This is a genomic window from Pseudomonas sp. SORT22 (genome assembly GCF_018417635.1).
Taxonomy (GTDB): domain Bacteria; phylum Pseudomonadota; class Gammaproteobacteria; order Pseudomonadales; family Pseudomonadaceae; genus Aquipseudomonas.
The window spans coordinates 4,548,115-4,570,914 of sequence record NZ_CP071007.1 but is presented as its reverse complement, the minus strand read 5'-3'; the positions used below and the strand labels follow the sequence as shown (position 1 = coordinate 4,570,914).

The window sequence follows — 22,800 nt, the reverse complement described above, 5'->3', positions numbered from 1 at the left end:
GATCCGATGAAAGAGGGGCGTGCTGTGCGCACGCCTCAGGGCAAGCCGAGGAACCAGCGAAAATAAGGGTTCTGGCCATCTTCGCGGGCCACCTCGCGCACTTGCCGGGCCCAGGCTTCGCGCTGGCCGCGGTAAGCCGTGAGGCCGACCTGGTAAAAGCGCTGCAGACGCTGGCGCTGTTCGCCCAGTTGCAGGCGGAACAAGCTATCGGCGCCCTGGATCGGTACCGGGCTGCTCAATGCCATCAGCGCCGGCAGCACCCGGGTGATCTCGTCGCTACGCACCCAGGGCGCGTACTCGATGCGCGGCTGGTCGTCGGTTACCGCTGCGACATCACCGGCATAACGCTCCAGGCCGTCGCGGTCGGTGACCCAGGTAGCGAGCAGGCTGGCAGCGGAATCGATGCCGACCTGGGCCAGGCTGCTCTGTACTTCGGGTTGGCGCAGGCGTTCGCTGATGCTCGCCAGGTCAAGCTGCACCGGTTGCTGCGAGCCGACCAGAAGCATCTCGTGAAACTCGGTGGTCCACAGCGAGGCATAGGGGAACACATCGAGAAAACTGCGCACCAGGGCGCGGCTGTCTTCGTCGTTCTGGGTCGGCAACGGCAGCCATTGGGCCAGCAGGCCTTGCGTATTCAGGCGGCTGGCGGCCAGCCGGTAGAAGTCGCGCGAGTACAGATTGACCACGCCGGCCGCCGACGGCGGCGGTGGCTCGAGGGTGATCAGGTCGTAGCGTTGCGCATTGCCCAGCAACTCGCGGCGCCCGTCACGCAGGCGCACCTGCAGGCGCGGGTCGCTGGCGGCGTTGTAGTTGCCCTGAAACAGCGCCGAAGCGCTGACCACGCCGGGCAGCAGTTCGGCCACCACCCGTTGCTCAAGGCCCGGATAGCGCAGCAGGGCGCCGGCGGTAATGCCGGTGCCCAGGCCGATGACCAGCGCCGAACGTGGTTCGCCGTTGTGGATCAGCAACGGCAGCAAGGCTTGCAGGCGCATGTAGCGCAGCGACGGCATGGCATCGCCAGTGTTGGACACGCCCTGGATGTACAGACGGCGAAAACTGCCCTGGGGCTTTTGCTGCTCGACCACCGCCACCGTACCGCCGCGGCCCTCTTGATAGAACACCAGTTCGCTGTTGCGCGCCCCGGGCAGCAGCTGCGCCAGGCGCTCGGCAGGGGTCAGCCAGGCCATCGCCAGGCTGGCAATGCCCAGCACGAACACCGTGCGGCGCTTGGTGCTGGCGACCCGTTCACCGCGCAGTACCGCCAGCAAGGCCACCAGCGCCGCCAGCACCGCGAGCAGGCCAAGGGTGCGCACCAGGCCCAGTTGCGGCACCAGCACAAAGCCGCAAAGCATGACCCCGACAATCCCGCCGAGGGTGTTGAAGGCCACCACCGAACCGACATCGCGGCCGACATGGCCTTGCTCACTGACCAGGCGCAAGGCCAGCGGAAAGGCTGCGCCGAGCAGGGTGGTGGGCAAGAACACGATGCTCACCGCGACCACGGCGAAGCGTGCGCACATGCCGGCCAGGGCGCTGCCACCGAGGGCCAGCACCGTTGCTTCGGCCTGGCTTTGCAGGGCGATCAGCCAGCGCCCGAGGCCGGCGATTTCCAGCAGTGCCAGCAGCCCGGCCGCAGCGATCAGCACGGCGAAGGCGCCCCACGGGTCGCCGATGCGGTCGGCACGCCGGGCATACAGCGCGCTGCCCAGCACCAGCCCGCCCAGGTAGGTGGCCAGGACCACGGCAAAGGCAAAGGTGCGGGTGCTCATGAACTGGACAATGGCTTGCGACCAGACCACTTCGTAACCCAGGGCGATGCCGCCGGCCACGGCGTACAGCGTCAACGCCAGATAACTTGAGCCCGTGCGTGGCTGCCTGACGCAGGCTGCAGGGGCGCAGGGTGTGCTGCCACGGGCCAGCCACAAGGCGCCGGCTGCGGCCAGCAGGTTGAGCACGGCGGCGGCGCAGGCACTGCCACGGATGCCCAGGGCCGGGATCAACACGAAGGCGGCAAGCAGGGTGCCGATGATGGCGCCCGCCGTATTGGCGGCATACAGCTGGCCACCCGCGCGGCCAACGGCCTCGACATCAGCGGTGACGGCGCGTACCAGCACCGGCAGGGTGCCGCCCATCAATAGGGCCGGGATGCCGACCAGGGCGAAGGGCAGGCTCCAGGCGAGCAGGCCGATGCTGTTTTCCAGGCGCGCGAAAGGCCCGGCGGCCCAACTCAGGCCGAACGTGGCCGCGATGCCGAGTACGGCCACCGCCACTTCGAGCACGGCGTAAAAAGCCAGTGGCCGCGCCAGGCCATCAGCGCGCCGCCCCAGCCACAAACCGCCGAGGGCCAGGCCTGCGAAAAACGCACTGATGCCTGCGGTAATGGCATACACCTCGACACCGACCACCAACGACAGCTGCTTGATCCACAGCACCTGGTAGATCAGCGCTGCGGCGCCGGAAGCCAGCAGCAACAGGGCTGCCAGGGACACGCGAGGCAGGGTCTGGGCGGCGGATACGGGAATGGCTTTGCGGCGTCGGGAGGTGCTGGCAACCGGCATCGGGCGAAGGCCTTGTAGTGATCGGCAGAGAGTGCGGTATAGCGCACTGGCAGTGCTTGAGCCTAGCAGCGCAAATGCCAGTCAGCAGGCCGAAATGTTCTGGCTGCAAACAGCGCGCCCGCCAGCGGCCCGAAGCCGCTGGCGGGCGTGCAGGGTTATTGCTTGTTCTGCTTCATTTTCTCTTCGATCTTGGCGTCAACCTGCTTGCGCACCTGGTCGATGCTGAAGCTCGCCGGGTGCTGGCTTGGCGGGTAGTCGACGAAGGTTTCAAGGAACATCGTCGCCTTCATGGTCGCGATACCGGTCAGGTAGACGTTCTTCGCCAGCCAGTCGTTGTACTGGTCAGAGACCACGTCGGCGCGCTCATACGGGTCCATGCGCAGGTTGAAGATCTTCGGCACCCGCAGGCACACGAACGGGTCCTGCCAGACTTCGAAACCACCTGGCCGGCGCTGTTCGCAGAATACCGCCTTCCAGTCGCCCCAGCGCATGGCCACCAGGTCGCCGTCATCGTTGAAGTAGAAGAACTCGTCGCGCGCCCCTTTAGGCTGTTGCCCGGTCAGGTACGGCAGCTGGTTGAAGCCGTCTAGGTGCACCTTGAAGTTCTTGCCGCCCGTGCTTGGTGCCCAACCCTTGAGCAGTTTGTCTTTCACATCCGGCGCACCGGCGGCGGCCAGCAGCGTCGGGAACCAGTCCAGGCCCGAGAACATCTCGTTGGACACCGTGCCTTCCTTGATCTTGCCGGGCCAGCGGATGATCGCCGGGACGCGGAAGGCGCCTTCCCAGTTGGAGTCTTTTTCACTGCGAAACGGCGTGGTCGCGGCGTCCGGCCAGGAGAACTGGTTGGGGCCGTTGTCGGTGGTGTAGACGACGATGGTGTTGTCGGCGACCTTCAGCTCATCGAGGGTCTGCAACAGCTTGCCGACGTCACCGTCGTGTTCGAGCATGCCGTCGGCGTACTCGTTGCCAGGCATGCCGCTTTGCCCTTTCATCGAGTCCCGCACATGGGTGTAGACGTGCATGCGCGTGGTGTTCATCCAGACGAAGAACGGCTTGTCGGCCTCGACCTGTTTCTTGATGAACGCCTGGGCACCGGCGGTGGTTTCATCGTCGATGGTTTCCATGCGCTTGGTGGTCAACGCGCCGGTGTCTTCGATCTTGCCGTCGGCAAAGGCGTGAATCACCCCGCGCGGGCTGAAGTTCTTCACGTAAGGGTCGTTGGGATCCTTGGGCCAGTACGGGCGCTCGGGTTCTTCTTCGGCGTTGAGGTGATAGAGGTTGCCGAAAAACTCGTCGAAGCCGTGCTTGGTCGGCAGGTATTCGTCTTTGTCGCCCAGGTGGTTCTTGCCAAACTGGCCAGTGCTGTAACCCAGCGACTTGAGCGCCTGGGCAATGGTGATGTCGCGGTCCTGCAGGCCCACGGGCGCCCCCGGTGCGCCGACCTTGGACAGCCCGGTACGCAATGGCGTCTGCCCGGTGATGAAGCTGGAGCGGCCGGCGGTGCAGCTGTTCTCAGCGTAGTAATCGGTGAACAGCATGCCCTCCTTGGCGATCCGGTCGATGTTCGGGGTCTTGTAGCCGACCACGCCCATCGAATAGGCACTGATGTTGGTCTGGCCGATATCGTCACCGAATATCACCAGGATGTTGGGTTTGTCCGCCGCATTGGCGGCCCCCGCGCTTATGCCCAGCACCGAGGCCGCGATCAATGCGAACGTCGGTATCCATCTGCGTTTGCCAGTCATTCGACTTGCCTCCCTTTCGCGATCCAGACCGCCAGCCGGCGGCCAATGAGTTGCTCACTGCGTTGTTCGTTGACAGCGTCACTGCACATGCTCATTTCGAGGTGGCCTCGAAAGGGAATACCCGTGCCCAGTCGGCAGCCATATCCACGATAGTCCAGTCCTGGCGTTTGGCTTCATCCAGCGCCTTGTCCAGGCGCCCGACCTTTGAGTCGCGGTCGTACGCCCATTCCCGCGCAGCGTCAGTGTGATGCACCAGGCCCATGAACCGCGGGCCGTCGCCGGCGGCGGTCCACTGCAGCATCTGCAGGTCGCCGTCGGAGTTGCCAAAGGCCAAAATCGGCCGTCGGCCGATGATCGCGTCGATGCTTTCCGGCTTGCCGGGGCCATCGTCGTTGTGGGCGATCTTGGCGGTGCGCAGCACTTGCGGTTTGCCGTCGACCACCTGGTAGGCGGTGATGAAGCTGGAGCCGATCACCTGTTCCGGCGGGATGCCATAGACCTCTTCGGCGAAGGCGCGCATGAAGGCGGTGTCGCCGCCGGAAACGATGTAGGTCTTGAAGCCCTGGCTGCGCAAGTAATCGAGCAGCTCGTGCATCGGCTGGTAGATCATCTCGCTGTACGGCTTGCCGCTTTTCGGGTGCCGGGCCTTGGCCAGCCAGGCCTTGGCGCGGCCGATGAAGGTCTCGGTGCTGATCCCGGTATGGGTCGCCCCGACGATCTTCAGCAGGCTGTCCATGCCGCCGGCGGCCAGGGTTTTCTGGTCGTTCTCGAGCACCGCCTTGAACGGTTGCTGGTCTTTCCATTCAGGGTGCTCGGGGGCCATGCGCTTGATCTCGTCGAAGGCGAACAGCAGCTGGAAGTACGCCGGCTGCTCGCTCCACAAGGTGCCGTCGTTGTCGAACACGGCGATGCGCTGTTCGGCGGGCACGAACTGCTTCGAGCCCTGGCTTGTGACCTGTTCGACAAAGCTCAGTATCGCGCTGCGCGCGGCGCCATCGCGCCAACTGGGCAAGGGCTCGGCGGCCTGCAGCAGCGCGGGCCAGTGCAGCAACAGCAAGAGCATCAGCCAGAGTGGCTGGCGAGGCTTGAGGTTCATGGCAACTCCTTGTCGTGTATGGGGTTGAGCGGGCGCAAGGCCTGTGCGTCAGCGCTGGTGCGGGTGTGCCGGGCGGTGGGCCGGTGAGTTTGTTGCAGGTGCGGGATGAATGCTTCCGGTGCTGCCTGGCTGGTGCTGCCATAGCACTGGCGCAGCAAAGCCTGATCGGCATCGGCCAGGCGCAGCCGGCCCTGGCTGCGCCGCCACCACAGGTACAGGGCGCTCAGTTGCGCCGGGCGCTGGCGCAGTTGCCCGGCTACCTGTTGCCAGGCATAGGCGGCAGAGGCTTCGCGACGCGCCTTGCGGGCAGCTTGCCAGCGCTGCCGGGCAGTCCGGCCCTGGTCGCCATAGCGACGGACGAGCAGTGCGAGCAGGCCTAACAATGCGCCAATGATCGCCGCTGTCAGCCAATGCCGGGACAGGTGCAGGCGTGATTGCTGGCCGAGCCGTTGCAGGTCTTCGGTGACCGAGAACGGCGGCTGGTATTGCGGGTTGGCGCTGGCGGTGAAGCGCATGGCCGGCAGTTCGGCGCTGTGCAGGGTCTGGTCCTGGGTGCTCCACCATTGCACGCGCAGCGCGGGCAGCTGGAACGTGCCGGGTTTTTCGATGCGGTAGCTGGCGCTGTCGATGCGCTGGCCACCCAGTGCATGCCCGCGGCCATCATCGAGCGCGGTGACCTGCGGGGTCTTGAGGTAGCGGCTCAGGCCCGCGACGTGGTCAAGCGGGGTGACCGGCAGCATCAGGCTCAGGGCGCCGTCGGCCTGCAGGGTGATACTGCGGGTCAGGCTGTCGCCGACCTTCAGATCACCGCTGGCCGGGGCTATCTGCTGGCTCAAGCGCACCTGGCTGGCCACCAGCACCTGCTGCCCGGCATCAACCCCGGCCGGTAGATGCACGTGCAGCAGCAGCGGCTGGCTACTGGCGTTCAACGGTGCCAGGGCATTGCCCGGGGTGGCGGTGACGGTCAAGGCCGGCAGTTGCAGGTCACCGGCCTGTTGCAGGGTAAGCTGGTACAGGTAGCGCATGCCGAACCAGGGAATGTCGCCCTGGCGCTCGGTCAGGTGTTCGGCCTGGCCTGCCGGCGGTGTCACCAGGGCCCCCGGCAGGTTCAGCTCGGGCAGTTGCGGGGCGCTGGTGAACCAGGTGTCGGTGAGCACGTCCAGTTGCAGTTGCACGGTTTCACCGACCACTGCCGAGTCGTCGGGCAACAGTTGCGCCTGCACGCGCAACTGCGCTTCGGCGGCCAGCAGGCCGTTGCTGAACAGGGCCAGAAGCAACACCAGGTGCTTCATTGCGTGCCCCCTGGCGCCTGGTCCTGGAGCCTGAACTTGCGCCGCAGGAAATCTGCCGGCGAGGTGGTCAGGTTCTGTAGCCACAGTTCATCGGACCCGGCCTGTGGAGTTTCGACCTGTTTGCTCGGGCCTTTGCCGGCCGGCTTGTCGTAGGCCACCTGATCAGGCTTTACCTCAGGGGCGTTCTCTTGCGCCGAGTCGTAGTCTTTTGCCAGCGCCTGGGCCAGGGCCAGGTTGGCTTTTGCTTCGGCAAACTCCGGTTGCAGGCGCAGGGCTTCAGTGTAGGCGGCGATGGCCTGGTCGAACTTGAAGCGCCGGGTGTAGATGTTGCCCAGGTAGAAATAGGCGGGAGCGCTCTGCAAGCGGGCGAAGCTGGCCAGGGCCAGGTCGTAGTCGGCGGCATTGTAGGCGGCGATGCCTTTCCAGTAAGGGTCGCTGAAGTGCGCGGCAGCGGCCGGGTAGTGATGATGCTCGAAGGCCCAACGGCCCTGCTGGTCGGGGGTGAGGAAGGCATCGACCAGGGCGTTGGCACGGGCGCCGTCGACTGGCAGCAACAGCCCCAGCAGCAGGCAGGCGCTCCAGTTCAGGCTCCAGCCGCGACGAATGCACAGGAACCCCAGCACCAGCAGCGGCCAGCACAGCCAGTAGCCGGCGTCTTTCCAGTGCAGGGCCTGCGGGTCGGCGCTGGCGTCGTCGAAATGTGCCTGGGCATGAGCTTCGATCCAGTCCAGGTCATCGTCATCAAGGGTCAGGCTGCCCAGCGGCGCGTCCAGTGCCGAGGCCAGTTGCTTGAGCCCGTCCTTGTCGAAGCGGCCCAGTTGCGGACGGCCCTGGCTGTCGCTCAGGGGCTGGCCGTCGGGGCCTTTGATCAGGCCGTCGTCGCTGTTGCCCACGGCCAGCACCAGCACCTGCAGGCGGGTGCCCTGCAGGGCCTTGGCCAGTCGCGGCAACTGGCTGCGGTCGGCGCCATCGCTGAGCAGCACCAGGGTGGCCGGGCCATCCTCGGCGGCAACCAACGCCCTGGCTTGCTCGATCACCGCCAGCACGTTCTTGCCCGGCTGCTCGATCAGGTTGCTGGCCAAGGCCTGGAGAAAGCTGTCGAGCAAGGCCGGGTCGCGGGTCGCCGGCAGCACCAGGTGCGCGCTGCCGGCATAGGCGATCAGCCCGGTGGCGGCACCCTGGCGGCGCTCGATCAGGCTGTGCAGCTTGTGCTTGGCCGCTTCCAGGCGGCTGGGGGCGATGTCGCTGGCGTCCATCGAGCCGGACAGGTCCAGGGCCAGAATCAACGGCGCGCGGTTGTCGAGAAACTCCGGGCGGTCCTGTTCCCAGCTCGGCCCGGCCATGGCCACGGCGCCGAGGATCAGCAAGGCGCTGGCCAGGTGCACCGGGCGCAGCAAATGGCGGTCATGGCCGTCCAGGCGCAAATGCTTGAGCAGGTGCGCGGCTATGTTGCTGTGGCCGGCTGCGAGGGTTTGCCGGCGGTAGTACCAGGCCAGCGGCAGCAGCACCCCAGGCAGCAGCAGCCACAGCCACAGCGGGCGCATAAAATGCAGGTTGTGCAGGTCAATGTCCATGCCTGGCAGCCTTTGCAGGGTTAATGCGCGGGCGCAGCGAAAACAGCAGGGCCAACAGGTGATAGGTGCTGAACATCAGCAGCGCCGCCGCCAGCGGCAGCCAGAACAGGTCGCGCTTGGGCTGGTGGGTCAGGGTCTTGACCTGGTGCGGGGTGAGTTGGTCGAGGGTGGTGTAGACCTGCTGCAGGGCATCGCGGTCAGCGGCGCGAAAAAACCGCCCGCCGGTGGCCGTGGCGATCTGTTCGAGGCTCTGCAGGTCGACCTTGGCTTCGGCCTCGGCCTGAGGGTCACCGATGCCGATGGTGTGGATCACCACCCCACGCGCGGCAGCCATGGCGGCGGCATGGGCGGGGGTGATGGCACTGCTGGTGTCGTTGCCGTCGGTGAGCAAAATCAGCACCTTTTCCGGCTCCTTGGCCTGCTCCAGCAGTTTCAGGCTCAGGCCGATGGCGTCACCGATGGCGGTGTTGGGGCCGGCCATGCCGACATCGGTCTGCGCCAGCAGCAGGGCCAGGCTGGCGTGATCGAGGGTCAGCGGCGCCTGCGGGTAAGCGCCGCTGCCGAACACCACCAGGCCGAGGCGGTCCTTGGGGCGCTGACGGATGAAGTCCTGAACCACCGCCTTGACTGCGCTCATGCGCGACACCGGCTGGCCGTTGGCGTCCTTGAGGTCGACGGTCTGCATCGACTGGGAGATATCGATCGCCAGCATCAAGTCGCGTACCGGCTGTTCATGCTGCTGCGGCGGTTCGACCAGCACCGGGCGTGCCAGTGCCACAGTCAGCAAGGCCCAGAGCAGCCAGTGCAGAATCAGTTGCCAGGTGTTGTGGCGGGTACCGGGCACACCGGGTGCCTGGCCGCTGGCCCGGCTGATGGCTGCGAAGAACGGCACGCGGATAGCGCTGCGGGCCTCTTCGTAGGGCGGCAGCCAGCGGTAGCCGAGCAGCGGCAGCGGCAGCAGGAGCAGCAACCAGGGGTAGTCAAACTGCCACATGATGGTGTTCCACCCAGGTTCTGCACTGATGCAGCAGCGTCTGCGCATCGCTGCCTTGCAAGCGGCTGTCCGGCGCGTAGGCCAGGTGCGCCAGTTGTTCGGCGAAATCCGCAGGCAGCGCTGTGGGGCTGTGGGCATTGAGAAAAGCTTGCCAGTCGCTACCGCGCAAAGCGGCGACAGCCGGGCTGGCCGGCATCGACAAGGCCGCACGCTTGAGCAGCTCGGGCAGTTCGCGCAGGGCCGCCAGATGCTGCTGCGGGTCTGCCAGGCGCGACTCGATCAGCGTCAGTTGCGCCAGTGCCTCGCGCCGGTAGCGGTTCAGCCGCCAGCGCCGATAACGCCAGGCGCCGTAGATCAGCAGTGCAGCCAGCAGTAGCACCGCAAGGGCTGCCCAGCCCCAGGTTTGCGGCAGGTAGCTGGGGGCTGGCGGCAGGGCCAGTTCCTTGAGCTGGTCGATGCTTGGCCGCACGCTGCTCATGACCAATGCCCCTGGCGCTTGCCCAGTTCCAGGCGCAGTTGCTCGCTGGCGGGCAGGGCGGTGCTGAACATCAGCAACGGTACCTGACTGCGCCGCAGCAGTGCGGCCACCTCCTGCAGGCGTGCGCGCAGAAATTCGCTCAATGGCTTGTGCACCTGGCGGCGCTCGACGGCAAGCTCGATCTGCAACTGGCCCTGGCTGACCAGCATGCGCCCGGCGCGCGGCAGGTCGAGGGCCAGCGGGTCATAGACCTGCAAGGCGATGACATCGTTGTGCGCGCGCAACTGGCGTAGCTGCTGCAGGGTGCGTTCACTGGCACCGGCAAAATCGCTGATGATGCAGATCAGGTGATCGTGGGCGGCCAGGCTCAGGCAGCGTTGCAGGACTGTGTCCAGGCTCTGCGCCGAGTCGCTTTCCGGAGCCTGGGCTTCCAACGCCTGGTTGAAGCGCGCGGTGGCCGCGCAGATGGCCTGGACCCGGCTGCGGCTGCGCAACGGCGACAGGCTTTCGATCTTCTGGTCGTTGAACAGCAAGGCGCCGACGCGGTCGCCGGCTCTGAGCGCCATCCACGCCGCCAGCGCGGCCAGTTGCGCGGCGATGGCCGATTTGAAGCTGCGCTGGCTGCCGAAGAACATCGACATGCGCTGGTCGATCAGCAGCAACGCCGGGCGGTCACGCTCTTCGGTGAAGGTGCGCACGATCGGCGTGCCGCTGCGCAGCGAAGCCTTGCAGTCGAGGTGGCGCAGGTCGTCGCCGGGCTGGTAGCGGCGCAGCTCATCGAAGTTCAGGCCGCGCCCGCGCAGGCGCGAGGCATGGCTGCCGGCCAGCACGCTGGCCCGTGGCTGGCGGGCGAGAAAGCTCAAGCCCCGGGCATCGGCCTCCAGGGCCATCAACTGGGCCAGCGACACATACACCAGCCCGTCGGCTGCTTGCGCCTTGAGCGCCATGGCCTGCTCCTTATGCCGGAATGGCGACCTTGTCCAGCAGGCGGTCGAGAATCTGCTGGCTGCCAACGCCATCTGCCACCGCGTCGTAACTTGGTTGCAGGCGATGGCGCAGCACCGGGTGGACCATCGCCCGGACGTTGTCCGGCGAGACGAAGTCCTGGCCTTGCAGCCAGGCATCGGCCCGCGCGCAGCGATCCAGGCTGATCCCGCCGCGCGGGCTGGCGCCTAGTTGCAGCCAGCGGGCCAGCTCCGGGTCGTAGTCGGCGGGGTGGCGGGTGGCGTTGATCAGGTCGATCAGGTAGCGGTCGATGGCCGGCGCGACATGGATCGCGGCGATCTCCTGGCGCGCCTGGAAGATCGCGTCCTGGGCCAGGCTGAAGGTATTGGCCGCAGTCTGCGCCGCCGCTTGCTGCTCTTCCTGACGCAGCAGTTGCAGCACCTGGGTTTCGTTGTCGGGTGCCGGGTAGTCGAGCAGCACCTTCATCAGAAAACGGTCCATCTGCGCCTCAGGCAGAGGGTAGGTGCCTTCCTGCTCGATGGGGTTCTGGGTGGCGATGACCATGAACAGCGCCGGCAGCTTGTGGCTGTTGCCGGCGACGGTGATCTGCCGCTCTTCCATGGCTTCGAGCAGGGCGGCCTGGACCTTGGCCGGGGCGCGGTTGATCTCGTCGGCGAGGATCAGGTTGCCGAACAGCGGCCCGGGCTGGAAGTGCACCTGATGCTGGCCGCCGACCTGCTGCAGCACCTCGGCGCCGGTGATGTCCGAGGGCAGCAGGTCGGGGGTGAACTGGATGCGGCTCATCTGTGCGTCCAGGTGCCGGGCCAGGGCTTTGACCGTGCGGGTCTTGGCCAGGCCCGGCAGGCTTTCGAGCAATACGTGGCCGTTGGCCAACAGACCGATCAGGATCTGCCGGATCACCTGGTCCTGGCCAAGTACCGTTTCGGCGATGGCGGCGTGCAGGGCGTTGATGTCAGTCAGGGCGCTCATGGTCCAGTCCTTGTCATGGCAGTTACCAGGCGTAGTTCAGACGCAAGGTCCAGGTGTTCACATCAGGCGACTTGTTGCGCTCCGAGACCGTGTCGGTGTAAGCGATCAGGCCGCCGAACTGCGGCGAGAGCATGAAGCCCATGCTGGCGCCGAGCAGGACGTTTTCCTGCTGGTTGTCCTGGCCGACGCCATCGACCCTGGTCTCGCCGCCAGCGCTGTAGGTGGCGTCCAGCGAGGCCCACAAGGCGCGGTTGATGGTGTAGCTGTAGTGGCCCTCAACGGCGTACAGCGGCTTTTGCTCAAGCTTGCTGTTGCCCAGGTAATCGTCGTTGTCGCCGAACAGCGAGACCCAGGTGTTGATCTCCAGCCAGGTCGGGCCGAAGGGCGTGCCAAAGCCGATTTCCGGTTTGAGCACCCAGCGGTTGGCGCCGATGTTGATCACCCGGTCCTTGTCGTAATCGCCGTTGGGCACGGTCAGCCACAGCGCACCGGTCATAAAGGTTTCCGGAGTCCAGTTGGCAAACTCCTCGGCAGTCAGCGCCGGGCCGCCAAAGAAGTTGTGGGCGAAAACGATCTGGGTATCGCCCATGCCGCCGTTGTGCTTGGTGCCGTCGAAAAAGCGAGCGTTGTCGAACGAGGCAGACACGTCGGCATAGGGCTGCACCAGCTGGATCGCACTGTTGCGCCCGGCAATGTCGAACGAGCGCGCCAGGCGCAGGATGTACAGGTCGGCATCCAGCGACAGGCCGTCGATCGGCAGCGCGGTGTCGATGGGGGTGTTGGCATCGATGCGGTTGTAGTAGCCAAAGACCATGTTGAGGTCGATGGGGATGTTCTGCCAGTCGCGGGCGTTGTCTGCCTGGGCCAGCAGCGGGGCGGTGGTGAGCACGAGCAACGCCGTTTGACGTGCAGTAAGGCGGGTACCCATGGCTTGGCTCCTTCAGTCGATTAGTGCTTGTTTGCCGTTCACAGCGGCAGTTTGCCGTTGCCCGGGTTGGCGCTGGCGTTGAATGGGGCGTGGGCGCGGCTGGCGCAGGTTCATCAGTCCTCCTTACTTGCCAAGGGTCAGGTTGAGGCCGGCAAACACGGTGAACTGCGGCAGGCCATCGCCTTTTTTCTCCACCGTCCACTGCGGCTCGACGAAGGCATTGAGGATGTTGCTACCGGACTTCCATACCTTGCCCAGGCCCAGGCCGAGGGGGATGTAGTGGCTGTCGTTCTTCAGGTCGAAGGTCCAGGTGGCGGTGGAGCGCAGGTACCAGCCTTTGGGCAGGTTGTGGATGATGAACGGCTGCAGGGTGGCCGATTCCACATGCGCCCGGTCATGGTCGCCGGCAAACGAGCTCTGGTACTGCACCAGCGCACCGAGCAGGCCGCGCGGCGAGGAATCGATAGCGACCGCTGCCAGGCCCGCCTGCCATTTGCCGGTGCCCAGTTCGTCGTGTTCGGCGGTGGGGGCGGTGATTTGCGGGCCGATGCCCAGCTGTACGCCTTCGGTCTTGAGCAGAAAGATATCGAACAGGTTCAGGTCACCGATGCCAGTGCTGTAGCCACCGTGCGGATCGGGGCGGGTGCTGACCGGCAGGGTCGCACGCAGCAGTTGCGGCACCGGCAGGAAGTCGCCAGCGGCCAGCGGCAGGGTGCCGCGCACCAGCAGGTCGTTGCTATGGGCATTGCTGTCGTACAGTGACGGCGTGTAGTAATCCTGAAGGTTCAGGCCCGGCGCCAGGTTGAGCGGGTTGTTGCTCTTGTTCGCGGTCTCGGCGTTATTGGCCAGTGGTGCCTGGGCAAACAGCAGGGCGCAGGGCAGCGCGAAGCAAACGGCATGAATCCTTTGCATAGCGTGAACGCCTGATCAGTGACGCAGTTAAACGCTGTTACGGGTTAACCCGCATGGATTACTGGTACTTGATGACGATGCCTTTGAGCTTGCGCCCTTCGATGGCGCGGATATCGCGGTCCCACAGCGGGCCGCTGACGTAAGCGGACACCGGCTGGATACGGTCGTAGACCACCACCACGGCATCGCCGCCGATGCTGGCGGCCTGCTCGCGCAGCTTTTGCTCGACCTCGGTGATCGGCGGAGGTGGTTCGACGCTGGCATCGACGACGATTTCACCGAGCCGGGTATGCGGCCGGGTCGGTTCGCTGCGCAGCACCTGGACATTGGCGGCACTGGTGGGGGCGGCGTGGGGCGCACCGACATACTCGGTGGTGCGCGCGTCGATGTTGCTGCAGCCGGCCAGGGCCAGCAGCAGCGCGCCGAGCAACCAGTGCTGGCGCGGGTAGAGCTTGAGACCTGCAATCATCCTTCGATTCCCTCCGAAGCCTGTCATGCGCTGAAACAAAGACTTAACTGAAAGTAGCTGCAATTGGGTCAGTCGCAAGGAAAAGAAGGATGTTTGTCGGACGGCTAACCGTCCTTAGCCCAGCACCTCGCGCAGCCGGTACCAGAACATCCCCAACGCCAGCAACGGCGAGCGCAGGGCCTTGCCGCCGGGGAAGGTCAGGTGCGGCACCGCGCTGAACACATCCAGGCCCTGGCTGTGCCCGGCGTGAATGGCTTCGGCCAGCAGCCGCGCGGTCCAGTGGGTGACGTTCAGGCCATGGCCGCTGTAGCCCTGGGCATAGAACACGTTCGGGTGCTGTTGCAGGCGGCCGACCTGGGGGAAGCGATTGGCGGTGATGCCGATCTTGCCGCCCCACTGGAAGTCGATGCGGGTATTGGCCAGTTGCGGGAACACCTTGAGCATCTTCGGTTTCATGTAGGCAGCGATATCCGCAGGGTCGCGCCCGGAGTAGTGGCAGGCGCCACCGAACAGCAGGCGGCGGTCGGCCGACAGCCGGTAATAGTCGAGGCCGACCTTCTGGTCGCACAGCGACAGGTTCTGTGGAATCAGCTGCTCGGCCTGTGCCTGGGACAGCGGCTCGGTGGCGATGATGTAGCTGCCGGCGGGCAATACCTTGCCGCTCAGGCGCGGCTCCAGTTCATCCAGGTGCGCGTTGCAGGCCAGCACCAGGCTGCCGGCGCGCACCGTACCGTGCCGGGTGCGTACCTGCGCAGTGGCGCCATGGCTGATTTCCAGCACCGGGCTCTGTTCGAAGATGCGCACGCCGAGGGATTCGGCCACGCGTGCCTCGCCCAGCACCAGGTTGAGCGGATGCAGGTGGCCCGAGCCGCGGTCGATCAGGCCGCCGGCATACAGGTCGGAGGCGACCACCTGATGCATCTGCTCAGGCCCGATCAATTGCGTTTCATGCCGATAATTCTGCTCGGCCAGGCTTTGCTGCTCGGCACGCAAGGCGGCGAACTGCGCCGGGGTGTTGGCCAGTTCGCAAAAGCCCCAGCGCAGGTCGCAATCGATGCCGTGGGTGCGGACGCGCTCGGCCACCACCTCGACCGATTCGATGCCGGCGCGTTGCAGGTACTTCACCCCCTCCTGGCCGACGTAGCGGGCGAAGCCCTCGACCTCATGGCCGATACCGCGGATCAGCTGGCCGCCGTTTCGCCCGCTGGCGCCCCAGCCGATGCGCCGGGCTTCGAGGAGGATCACCGAGAGCCCGCGCTGGGCCAGTTCGATGGCGCAGTTGACCCCGGTAAAACCGCCGCCGATCACGCAGACATCGGCCTGCAGATCGGCGCCCAGGGCAGGGTAGGGCGCCAGGTCATGGGCCGTGGCGCTGTAGTAGGAGCGGGCGTGTTCAGGGCTGTACTGGTTCATTTGTTCGACTTCACTTTGCTCCAGGAGCGGGTCATCAGGCGCATGATCGCCGGCGTCGGGGTGCTGGACACGTACAGCTTGTCGAGCACTGCTTGCGGTGGGTACACCTCGGGGTTGTTGACCAGCTCCGCGTCCATGTACTGCTTGGCCGGCGGGTTGGCGTTGGCGTAGCCGACCACGCCGCTGACCTTGGCGATCACTTTCGGGTCGAGCAGGTAGTTGATGAAGGCGTAGGCCTCTTTCGGGTTGCTGGCGTCGGAAGGAATCGCCAGCAGGTCGAACCACAGGTTGCTGCCTTCCTTGGGAATGGCGTAGGCGATGTTCACGCCGTTGTTGGCTTCCTTGGCGCGGTTGGCGGCCTGGAACACGTCGCCCGAATAGCCGAAGGCCACGCAGATATCGCCGTTGGCCAGGTCCGAGACATATTTGGACGAGTGGAAATAGGTGATGTAGGGGCGCAGGGTCAGTAGTTTGGCCTCGGCCGCCTTGTAGTCTTCAGGCTTTTCGCTGCGCGGATCCTTGCCCATGTAGTTGAGGATGGCGGGGAACAGTTCGTCGGCCGAGTCCATGAACGACACGCCACACTGGCTGAGCTTTTTCAGGTTCTCGGGCTCGAACATTACTGCCCAGGAATCGATGTGGTCGACGCCCAGCACCTGCTTGACCTTGTCGACGTTGTAGCCGATGCCGTTGGTGCCCCACAGGTAGGGCACCGAGTGCAGGTTGTCGGCGTCGTTCTCCTGGAGGAACTTGAGCAGCACCGGGTCGAGGTTCTTCCAGTTCGGCAACTGCTCGCGGTCCAGTTTCAGAAAGGCCCCGGCTTTGACCTGACGGGCCAGGAAGTGGTTGGAAGGCACGACCACGTCGTAGCCGGTGCGACCGGCGAGCAACTTGCCTTCCAGGGTTTCGTTGGAGTCGAACACGTCGTAGATGACCTTGATACCGGTGCTGCCCTGAAAATCCGCCAGGGTGGTTTCACCGATGTAGTCGGTCCAGTTGTACACGCTGACACTGGGCTGGGCCTGGGCCACGGCGCTGACCAGCAGCGCCAGGGTTGCAGTTACGACTGTTTTCATGGGACGCATATCGACACCTTTTTGAATTGTTGTTTTCGATACTTGTTACAAGCTCGGGCTCAGACGCTGAGCAGCAGGAATTCGCGCTCCCAGGAGCTGATCACCCGTTTGAAGTTCTCGTGCTCGGCACGCTTGACCGCCACGTAGCCGCGGACGAACTTGCTGCCCAGGTACTGCTCGATGGTCGGGCAGTCTTCCATGTGCGCCAGGGCGTCTTCGATGGTGATCGGCAGGCGCAGGTTGCGCCGCTCGTAGGCGCGGCCCTGCACAGGGGCACTGGGGTTGATCTTCTCGACCATGCCCAGGTAGCCGCACAGCAGGCTGGCGGCAATCGCCAGGTAAGGGTTGGCATCGGCGCCGGGCAGGCGGTTTTCCACGCGCATCGCCTCGGGGCTCGAGGTCGGTACGCGCAGGCCCACGGTGCGGTTCTCTTCGCCCCATTCGACGTTCACCGGCGCCGAGGTGTCGGGCAGGAAACGGCGGAACGAGTTGACGTTGGGGGCGAACATCGGCAGCACTTTGGGGATGTACTTTTGCAAGCCGCCGATGTGATGCAGAAACAGCTCGCTCATTTGCCCGTTGTCGTCGACGAAGATCGGCTTGCCGGTGGCGATGTCGACCACGCTCTGGTGCAGGTGCATGGCGCTGCCCGGCTCGTCGCCCACCGGCTTGGCCATGAAGGTGGCGGTGACGTTGTGCTTGAGCGCCGCCTCGCGCATGGTGCGCTTGAACACGGTGATCTGGTCGGCAAGGTCGAGGGCGTCGCCGTGACGGAAGTTGATTTCCATCTGCGCCGGGCCGTCTTCGTGGATCAGCGTGTCGAGGTCCAGGCCCTGGGCTTCGCACCAGTCATAGACGTCTTCGAACAGCGGGTCGAATTCGTTGGCGGCATCGATCGAGAACGACTGGCGGCCGCTTTCGGCCCGGCCCGAACGGCCCAGTGGTGCCTGCAGCGGCAAGTCCGGGTCTTCGCAGCGCTGGGTCAGGTAGAACTCCATCTCCGGGGCGACGATGGGCTGCCAGCCCTTGTCGGTGTAGAGCTTGAGGACTTTCTTGAGCACGTTGCGCGGCGACAGCTCGATCGGGTTACCTTGCTTGTCGAAGGTGTCGTGGATCACCACGGCGGTCGGCTCGATGGCCCATGGCACCACGTACACCGCCGCCGAATCCGGGCGGCAGACCATGTCGATGTCGGCCGGATCGAGCAGGTCGTAGTAGATGTCGTCGTCGACAAAGTCCCCGGTTACCGTTTGCAGAAGCACACTTTCCGGCAGGCGCATGCCTCGTTCATGCAGGAACTTGTTGGTCGGTGCGATCTTGCCGCGGGCGATACCGGTCAGATCACTGACCACGCACTCGACTTCGGTAATCTTGTGTTCTTTCAGCCACGCAGACAGCTGATCGAAAGGGGCATTCATAAAGACCTCGTTGTTGGTTTTATCCACGCCAGGACCGGCAGTTACGACCGGCTTGCCACCCAAGCGGCTTCCCCTGTAGCGCGTTGAGGTCTATCTTGGGTGACGCTTGCGCATTCGATCTATCCACTTTCAGCAAGACTAAAATGCACCAAAAGAGTGCATAAAGAGCAGCTCATGACAGCGTCAACGCCTTTGCGGGTTCAAGCTTTCAATACCGCCGATGTCACCGAACAGGTCCGTGCCACCCCGGGCTGGACCCAGCATTACCAACAGATGTCTCCCGGGCATTTCGCCGGCCAGCTGCGCTGCCTCGACCTGCAGGGCGTGGAGATCTACGAGGAGTGCATGAACACCCGGGTCGAACAGAATTTCAGTGCGCCGGCCGGCTCCCTGGCGTTCTGTTTCGACCGCAACGATCACAGCCTTTACGTGCTCAATGGCGAAAGCCGCAACATCTGGATCACCCCGGAGAACTACCAGGAAGTGGCCGTGGTGTTCGGCCCGGAATTCGTCCAGCGCCACAGCCTGGACATCGCCCGCCTCGACGGGCTGTTCATGGCGCCGTTGAACTCGATGCAGAACGAGCTGTTCAGCCGGTGGCTGAGCGGCACCCTCACGCGCATCTCGCAGACCATCGACCCGCCAAGCCAGGACGCATTGGCCGCGCAGTTGCTGGAAGACTGCCTGTTCATCCTCGATAACGCGTGCATCTGCCTCGATCGCGGGGCGTTGTGGCGGCGTACCGAAGAGCGCGCAATCATGCGCAAGGTTGGCGAATGGGCGGCAGATTGCCCGGAAGAAACCCTCAATCTGCTTGAGCTTTCGCAGGTTGCCGGGGTGTCCCTGCGCCAGCTGCAGCACGCCTTCAAGACCTTCACCGGCATGGCCCCGGCGCAGTGGCTGCGCTTGCGCCGGCTCAACAGTGCACGGCGTGAATTGCTCAGTTGCACGCCCAGCGATACCACCGTCGCCGAAGTGGCCATGCATTGGTCGTTCTGGCACCTGGGACGGTTTTCCGACAGCTACCGCAAGCTGTTCAAGGAGCTGCCCAGCGAGACCTTGAAGCGCGTGGCGCTGTCAGTCAGATAGCCAGCAGTGGTAATGTTCGACCTACTAAATGAAGTCGATAGCCTGGAAAGACCATGCCAAGAGCCTCCCACCAAGACCTGCGTCGCGCGTTCCGCCAACTGCTTGCCTCACCTGCCTGCTACCACACCGCCTCTGTTTTCGATCCGATGTCGGCGCGCATTGCCGCTGACCTGGGCTTCGAGGTGGGGATCCTCGGCGGTTCGGTGGCCTCCCTGCAGGTGCTAGCCGCCCCTGACTTTGCCCTGATCAGCCTGAGCGAATTCGCCGAGCAGGCGACGCGGATCGGCCGGGTGGCGCAACTGCCGGTAATTGCTGACGCCGACCACGGCTATGGCAACGCGCTCAACGTGATGCGGACGGTGACCGAGCTTGAGCGTGCCGGGATTGCCGCGCTGACCATCGAGGACACCCTGCTGCCGGCCCAGTTCGGGCGCAAGTCCACCGACCTGATCAGCATCGCCGAAGGCGTCGGCAAGATCCGCGCGGCGCTGGAGGCGCGAGTTGACCCGGAGCTGTCGATCATTGCCCGCACCAACGCGGCGCTGATTGCCACCGAAGAAGTCATCGCCCGCACCGTGGCCTACCAGAACGCCGGCGCAGACGCCTTGTGCATTGTCGGTATCCGCGACTTCGAACACCTGGAACAGATTGCCGCACACCTGAGCGTGCCGCTGATGCTGGTCACCTACGGCAACCCGCAACTGCATGATGATGCGCGCCTGGCCGAACTGGGTGTGCGCATTGCCGTCGATGGCCATGGTGCCTACTTTGCCGCGATCAAGGCCACCTACGACTGCCTGCGCGAGCAGCGCGGCATCACCTGCAGCACCTCGGACCTGAGCGCCACCGAACTCACCCATACCTACACGCAACCGGACGACTACATCGTCTGGGCCCGCGAGTACATGGACGTCAACGAATAGGCCGCAAGGCTTAGTCAACGCAACAACTCTCTACAAATGGAAGCGAAACAATTCATGAAGAAATCTACAGGCGTACTCGGCCTCGCAGTGGCAGTGGCAGCGGTGTGCACCGCGGGTGCCTGGTACACCGGCAAGCAACTGCCAGGCGTGCTGGCAACCACCATCGCCGAATCCAACGCCCAGACCAAGCAGGCGCTGGTGGGTATGGACACCCTCGTGGAGCTTGAGCTGGTATCGCTGGACAGCCATCTGTTCAGCAGTACCGCCAAATACCGCCTCAAGGTAAAAAACCTGCAGGTTGGCGAAGACAGCAAAAGCTTCGAGCTGAATTTTGTCGACCAGATCGAACACGGGCCGTTGCCGCTGTCGCGGGTCAAGGCGCTGAAGCTGATGCCGGTCATGGCAGCCAGTCATTACAGCCTGGAAAAAGACGCGGCCACCGCCGACTGGTTCGCCCTGACCAAAGACGTTTCGCCGCTGCAAGGCCAGGTTGCCTACGGCTACGATCGCTCGATGGACAGCGCTTTCCAGGTGGCGCCGATCGAGTGGAGCAAGGACGGCTCGTCGCTGAAGTTCTCCGGGTTTGAAGTCACCGGCCACGGCAACGAAGGCGCCGAACACGTGCAGCTCACCGGCCAGTCGGGCGGCCTGAGCCTGAACCTGGTCGACCCTGACAGCAAAGTGCTGAAAGTCGAGATCAAGGGCCTGAGCCTGACCGGCGACATGACCAAGACGCCGTTCGGCTTCTATGTCGGCAAGATGGACATGGCCGTGGCTGATACGGTCGCCACCTTCGGCGATGAGCAAAAGGTCCTGAAGCTCAAGGGCCTGGCGCAGAACAACGAGTACAAGAACGACGGCGACAAGCTCTCGGCACGCATGGAATACAAGGTTGGCGACATCAACTTTGACGGCAAGGCCATCGGTGCCGGCGAGATGGTCTGGAGTCTCAAGCGTCTCGACATCCCGGCCATGCAGGCACTGATCGGCTGGTACCAGAGCCGCCTGCCTGAGTTCCAGCAGGCCGCTGCCGAAGGTGCAGGCATGCCGGACCTGGCGATGACCGAGGCTGAAACGGCCCAGGTGCGCAGCGATGTGCAGCGCCTGCTGGCAGCCAAGCCGCAGATCGCCCTGGAGAACCTGTCGTTCAAGACTGCCAATGGCGAAAGCCGTTTCAGCTTCAGCGTCGACCTGGCCAACCCGACCTCCCTGGAGCTGCCACCCGAGGAGCTGTCCAAGCAGCTGATCACCCAGCTGCAGAGCAAGCTGTCGCTGTCCAAGCCGATGATCGGTGACCTGGCGACCCTGCAGGCGCAGTTCGAAGGCCAGACCGATGCTGCCATTGTTTCCCAGCAAGCGGCCCAGGCCGGGGAAATGGTCAGCATGATGGCGGTGCAGAGCCAGATGGCCAAGGTCGAGGGCAATGACATTGTTACCTCGCTGCACTATGCCGATGGCATGGTCGACTTCAACGGCCAGAAGATGACCGTTGAGCAGTTCGCCAGCGTGATCATGGCCAACGCCAGCGCAATGCAGGCGACCGGCGGTTGATGTTCAGGCCCGGGGCGCCCGCCCCGGGCTTGTTTCACTAAAAAAACCTTTTGAATTCATTCGATTATCTGTAGCCTTCGGCATCCTATAAAAACCCGAGGCCGCAGCTGGTCCGTGGTTCTGTGCGCAAGGCTGTTTTGCCCTGCCTGTGGAGCCTGTAGCCGATTTGCCAGGGCTCGGTGATACACTCGACTTACGCGCTCAAGCGCCTGCAGGTCCAGCGATCATGACCCAGATTTCCGAACGCCTTCTCGTCCAGGCTCACCTCGATGCCAAGCAGCCCACGCCGCTGACGCCCGAGCAAGAGGCCGACTACCGCGCCGCCATTGCCGCCGAACTCAAGGCGCAAAATGCGGTGCTGGTTGCCCACTACTATTGCGACCCGGTGATCCAGGCCCTGGCCGAGGAAACCGGTGGCTGCGTGTCCGACTCGCTGGAAATGGCCCGCTTCGGCAAGAACCACGCGGCCTCGACCGTGGTGGTCGCCGGGGTGCGCTTCATGGGCGAGACGGCCAAGATCCTCACCCCGGAAAAGCGCGTGCTGATGCCGACCCTCGAGGCGACCTGCTCGCTCGACCTGGGCTGCCCGGTTGAAGAGTTCTCGGCGTTCTGCGACAAGCACCCCGAGCGCACCGTGGTGGTGTATGCCAACACCTCGGCGGCGGTCAAGGCCCGCGCCGACTGGGTAGTGACCTCAAGCTGCGCGCTGGAAATCGTCGAAAGCCTGATGGACAACGGCGAGACCATCATCTGGGGCCCGGACCAGCACCTGGGCCGCTACATCCAGAAACAGACCGGCGCCGACATGCTGCTGTGGGACGGTGCCTGCATCGTTCACGAAGAGTTCAAGTCGCGCCAGCTGGCCGACATGAAGGCGCTGTACCCGGAGGCGGCGATCCTGGTGCATCCGGAGTCGCCCGAGGCGGTGATCGAGCTGGCCGACGCAGTGGGCTCCACCAGCCAGCTGATTGCTGCGGCGCAGACCCTGCCGAACAAGACCTTCATCGTCGCCACCGACCGCGGCATCTTCTACAAGATGCAGCAGCTGTGCCCCGAAAAGATCTTCATCGAAGCGCCTACCGCCGGTAACGGCGCGGCCTGCCGCAGCTGCGCGCATTGCCCGTGGATGGCGATGAATACCCTGGAGCGCACCTTGCAGTGCCTGCGGGAAGGCACTAACGAGATTTTCGTTGAGCCGGCGTTGATCCCCCAGGCGATCAAGCCGCTCAAGCGCATGCTCGACTTCACCCAGGCGGCGCGGATGAAGTTGTCCGGTAACGCCTGACGACGCCTTCGCGGGGCAAGCCCGCTCCTACGGTAGGAGCGGGCTTGCCCCGCGATGCTTTTTG

19 protein-coding genes are annotated in these 22,800 nt (G+C 64.6%); 4 read left to right on the top strand and 15 right to left on the bottom strand.

Translation table 11 applies throughout. From position 1 onward, the window contains the following. Window positions 1-35: 35 nt before the first annotated feature. The 15 genes from JYG36_RS20900 to JYG36_RS20830 all read right to left on the bottom strand — a co-directional run bounded on the left by JYG36_RS20900 (window position 36) and on the right by JYG36_RS20830 (window position 17,888). A complete protein-coding gene (locus JYG36_RS20900) occupies window positions 36-2,558 on the bottom strand; it encodes a fused MFS/spermidine synthase (RefSeq protein WP_213602184.1) in 2,523 nt (840 codons plus the stop codon). A gap of 155 nt (window positions 2,559-2,713) precedes the next feature. Beyond that, window positions 2,714-4,303 carry an arylsulfatase gene (locus JYG36_RS20895; RefSeq protein WP_213602182.1) on the bottom strand — a complete coding sequence of 530 codons (1,590 nt, stop codon included), beginning with the start codon at window positions 4,301-4,303 and terminating at the stop codon, window positions 2,714-2,716. Between the two features lie 91 nt (window positions 4,304-4,394). Then, window positions 4,395-5,399 carry an HAD family hydrolase gene (locus JYG36_RS20890; protein ID WP_213602179.1) on the bottom strand — a complete coding sequence of 335 codons (1,005 nt, stop codon included), beginning with the start codon at window positions 5,397-5,399 and terminating at the stop codon, window positions 4,395-4,397. Continuing rightward, window positions 5,396-6,691 (bottom strand): BatD family protein, encoded by a 1,296-nt coding sequence (locus tag JYG36_RS20885; protein WP_213602177.1) that lies wholly within the window; start codon window positions 6,689-6,691, stop codon window positions 5,396-5,398. Before JYG36_RS20885 ends, JYG36_RS20890 begins: the two co-directional genes overlap by 4 nt. After that, entirely contained in the window at window positions 6,688-8,265 is a 1,578-nt protein-coding gene (locus JYG36_RS20880) for a VWA domain-containing protein (RefSeq protein ID WP_213602175.1), read from the bottom strand. The genes JYG36_RS20885 and JYG36_RS20880 overlap by 4 nt, the downstream gene beginning before the upstream one ends. Next, window positions 8,255-9,259, bottom strand: a complete 1,005-nt coding sequence (locus JYG36_RS20875; protein ID WP_213602173.1) for a vWA domain-containing protein — start codon at window positions 9,257-9,259, stop codon at window positions 8,255-8,257. Before JYG36_RS20875 ends, JYG36_RS20880 begins: the two co-directional genes overlap by 11 nt. Continuing rightward, entirely contained in the window at window positions 9,246-9,737 is a 492-nt protein-coding gene (locus JYG36_RS20870) for a DUF4381 domain-containing protein (RefSeq protein WP_213602171.1), read from the bottom strand. The genes JYG36_RS20875 and JYG36_RS20870 overlap by 14 nt, the downstream gene beginning before the upstream one ends. Further along, window positions 9,734-10,684 carry a DUF58 domain-containing protein gene (locus JYG36_RS20865; protein ID WP_213602169.1) on the bottom strand — a complete coding sequence of 317 codons (951 nt, stop codon included), beginning with the start codon at window positions 10,682-10,684 and terminating at the stop codon, window positions 9,734-9,736. The genes JYG36_RS20870 and JYG36_RS20865 overlap by 4 nt, the downstream gene beginning before the upstream one ends. A gap of 10 nt (window positions 10,685-10,694) precedes the next feature. After that, on the bottom strand, window positions 10,695-11,672 hold the full coding sequence (locus JYG36_RS20860; RefSeq protein WP_213602167.1) for an AAA family ATPase: 978 nt from the start codon (window positions 11,670-11,672) through the stop codon (window positions 10,695-10,697). Between the two features lie 22 nt (window positions 11,673-11,694). Next, window positions 11,695-12,600: a transporter gene (locus JYG36_RS20855; RefSeq protein WP_093386372.1), complete on the bottom strand. Its 906-nt coding sequence runs from the start codon at window positions 12,598-12,600 to the stop codon at window positions 11,695-11,697. A gap of 123 nt (window positions 12,601-12,723) precedes the next feature. Then, entirely contained in the window at window positions 12,724-13,512 is a 789-nt protein-coding gene (locus tag JYG36_RS20850) for a hypothetical protein (protein ID WP_249744374.1), read from the bottom strand. A 58-nt stretch (window positions 13,513-13,570) separates the two neighbouring features. Beyond that, window positions 13,571-13,981 carry a hypothetical protein gene (locus JYG36_RS20845; RefSeq protein ID WP_093386367.1) on the bottom strand — a complete coding sequence of 137 codons (411 nt, stop codon included), beginning with the start codon at window positions 13,979-13,981 and terminating at the stop codon, window positions 13,571-13,573. A gap of 114 nt (window positions 13,982-14,095) precedes the next feature. Beyond that, window positions 14,096-15,394, bottom strand: coding sequence for an NAD(P)/FAD-dependent oxidoreductase (locus tag JYG36_RS20840; RefSeq protein WP_093386362.1), 1,299 nt, complete (start codon window positions 15,392-15,394; stop codon window positions 14,096-14,098). Next, entirely contained in the window at window positions 15,391-16,479 is a 1,089-nt protein-coding gene (locus JYG36_RS20835) for a polyamine ABC transporter substrate-binding protein (RefSeq protein WP_045193519.1), read from the bottom strand. Before JYG36_RS20835 ends, JYG36_RS20840 begins: the two co-directional genes overlap by 4 nt. Window positions 16,480-16,529: 50 nt before the next feature. After that, window positions 16,530-17,888: a glutamine synthetase family protein gene (locus JYG36_RS20830; RefSeq protein WP_045193707.1), complete on the bottom strand. Its 1,359-nt coding sequence runs from the start codon at window positions 17,886-17,888 to the stop codon at window positions 16,530-16,532. Between the two features lie 174 nt (window positions 17,889-18,062). On the opposite strand from JYG36_RS20830, the gene JYG36_RS20825 reads away from it, so the two are divergent. From JYG36_RS20825 to nadA, 4 genes are all read left to right on the top strand, one after another. After that, window positions 18,063-18,977 carry a helix-turn-helix domain-containing protein gene (locus JYG36_RS20825; protein ID WP_045193518.1) on the top strand — a complete coding sequence of 305 codons (915 nt, stop codon included), beginning with the start codon at window positions 18,063-18,065 and terminating at the stop codon, window positions 18,975-18,977. Between the two features lie 53 nt (window positions 18,978-19,030). Continuing rightward, window positions 19,031-19,900, top strand: coding sequence for an oxaloacetate decarboxylase (locus JYG36_RS20820; RefSeq protein WP_093386357.1), 870 nt, complete (start codon window positions 19,031-19,033; stop codon window positions 19,898-19,900). 54 nt (window positions 19,901-19,954) lie between these two features. Continuing rightward, entirely contained in the window at window positions 19,955-21,451 is a 1,497-nt protein-coding gene (locus JYG36_RS20815; RefSeq protein WP_176794291.1) for a YdgA family protein, read from the top strand. Window positions 21,452-21,677: 226 nt separating this feature from the next. After that, the gene (gene nadA / locus JYG36_RS20810; RefSeq protein WP_213602165.1) at window positions 21,678-22,736 is read left to right on the top strand and encodes a quinolinate synthase NadA; all 1,059 of its coding nucleotides are present in this window, start codon (window positions 21,678-21,680) and stop codon (window positions 22,734-22,736) included. Window positions 22,737-22,800: the final 64 nt, after the last annotated feature.

What these genes read in the sequence shown, in the direction of transcription:
- JYG36_RS20900 (WP_213602184.1), bottom strand. Translation starts at nt 2,558, where the DNA reads ATGCCGGTTGCCAGCACCTCCCGACGCCGCAAAGCCATTCCCGTATCC.
- JYG36_RS20895 (WP_213602182.1), bottom strand. Translation starts at nt 4,303, where the DNA reads ATGACTGGCAAACGCAGATGGATACCGACGTTCGCATTGATCGCGGCC.
- JYG36_RS20890 (WP_213602179.1), bottom strand. Translation starts at nt 5,399, where the DNA reads ATGAACCTCAAGCCTCGCCAGCCACTCTGGCTGATGCTCTTGCTGTTG.
- JYG36_RS20885 (WP_213602177.1), bottom strand. Translation starts at nt 6,691, where the DNA reads ATGAAGCACCTGGTGTTGCTTCTGGCCCTGTTCAGCAACGGCCTGCTG.
- JYG36_RS20880 (WP_213602175.1), bottom strand. Translation starts at nt 8,265, where the DNA reads ATGGACATTGACCTGCACAACCTGCATTTTATGCGCCCGCTGTGGCTG.
- JYG36_RS20875 (WP_213602173.1), bottom strand. Translation starts at nt 9,259, where the DNA reads ATGTGGCAGTTTGACTACCCCTGGTTGCTGCTCCTGCTGCCGCTGCCG.
- JYG36_RS20870 (WP_213602171.1), bottom strand. Translation starts at nt 9,737, where the DNA reads ATGAGCAGCGTGCGGCCAAGCATCGACCAGCTCAAGGAACTGGCCCTG.
- JYG36_RS20865 (WP_213602169.1), bottom strand. Translation starts at nt 10,684, where the DNA reads ATGGCGCTCAAGGCGCAAGCAGCCGACGGGCTGGTGTATGTGTCGCTG.
- JYG36_RS20860 (WP_213602167.1), bottom strand. Translation starts at nt 11,672, where the DNA reads ATGAGCGCCCTGACTGACATCAACGCCCTGCACGCCGCCATCGCCGAA.
- JYG36_RS20855 (WP_093386372.1), bottom strand. Translation starts at nt 12,600, where the DNA reads ATGGGTACCCGCCTTACTGCACGTCAAACGGCGTTGCTCGTGCTCACC.
- JYG36_RS20850 (WP_249744374.1), bottom strand. Translation starts at nt 13,512, where the DNA reads ATGCAAAGGATTCATGCCGTTTGCTTCGCGCTGCCCTGCGCCCTGCTG.
- JYG36_RS20845 (WP_093386367.1), bottom strand. Translation starts at nt 13,981, where the DNA reads ATGATTGCAGGTCTCAAGCTCTACCCGCGCCAGCACTGGTTGCTCGGC.
- JYG36_RS20840 (WP_093386362.1), bottom strand. Translation starts at nt 15,394, where the DNA reads ATGAACCAGTACAGCCCTGAACACGCCCGCTCCTACTACAGCGCCACG.
- JYG36_RS20835 (WP_045193519.1), bottom strand. Translation starts at nt 16,479, where the DNA reads ATGCGTCCCATGAAAACAGTCGTAACTGCAACCCTGGCGCTGCTGGTC.
- JYG36_RS20830 (WP_045193707.1), bottom strand. Translation starts at nt 17,888, where the DNA reads ATGAATGCCCCTTTCGATCAGCTGTCTGCGTGGCTGAAAGAACACAAG.
- JYG36_RS20825 (WP_045193518.1), top strand. Translation starts at nt 18,063, where the DNA reads ATGACAGCGTCAACGCCTTTGCGGGTTCAAGCTTTCAATACCGCCGAT.
- JYG36_RS20820 (WP_093386357.1), top strand. Translation starts at nt 19,031, where the DNA reads ATGCCAAGAGCCTCCCACCAAGACCTGCGTCGCGCGTTCCGCCAACTG.
- JYG36_RS20815 (WP_176794291.1), top strand. Translation starts at nt 19,955, where the DNA reads ATGAAGAAATCTACAGGCGTACTCGGCCTCGCAGTGGCAGTGGCAGCG.
- nadA (WP_213602165.1), top strand. Translation starts at nt 21,678, where the DNA reads ATGACCCAGATTTCCGAACGCCTTCTCGTCCAGGCTCACCTCGATGCC.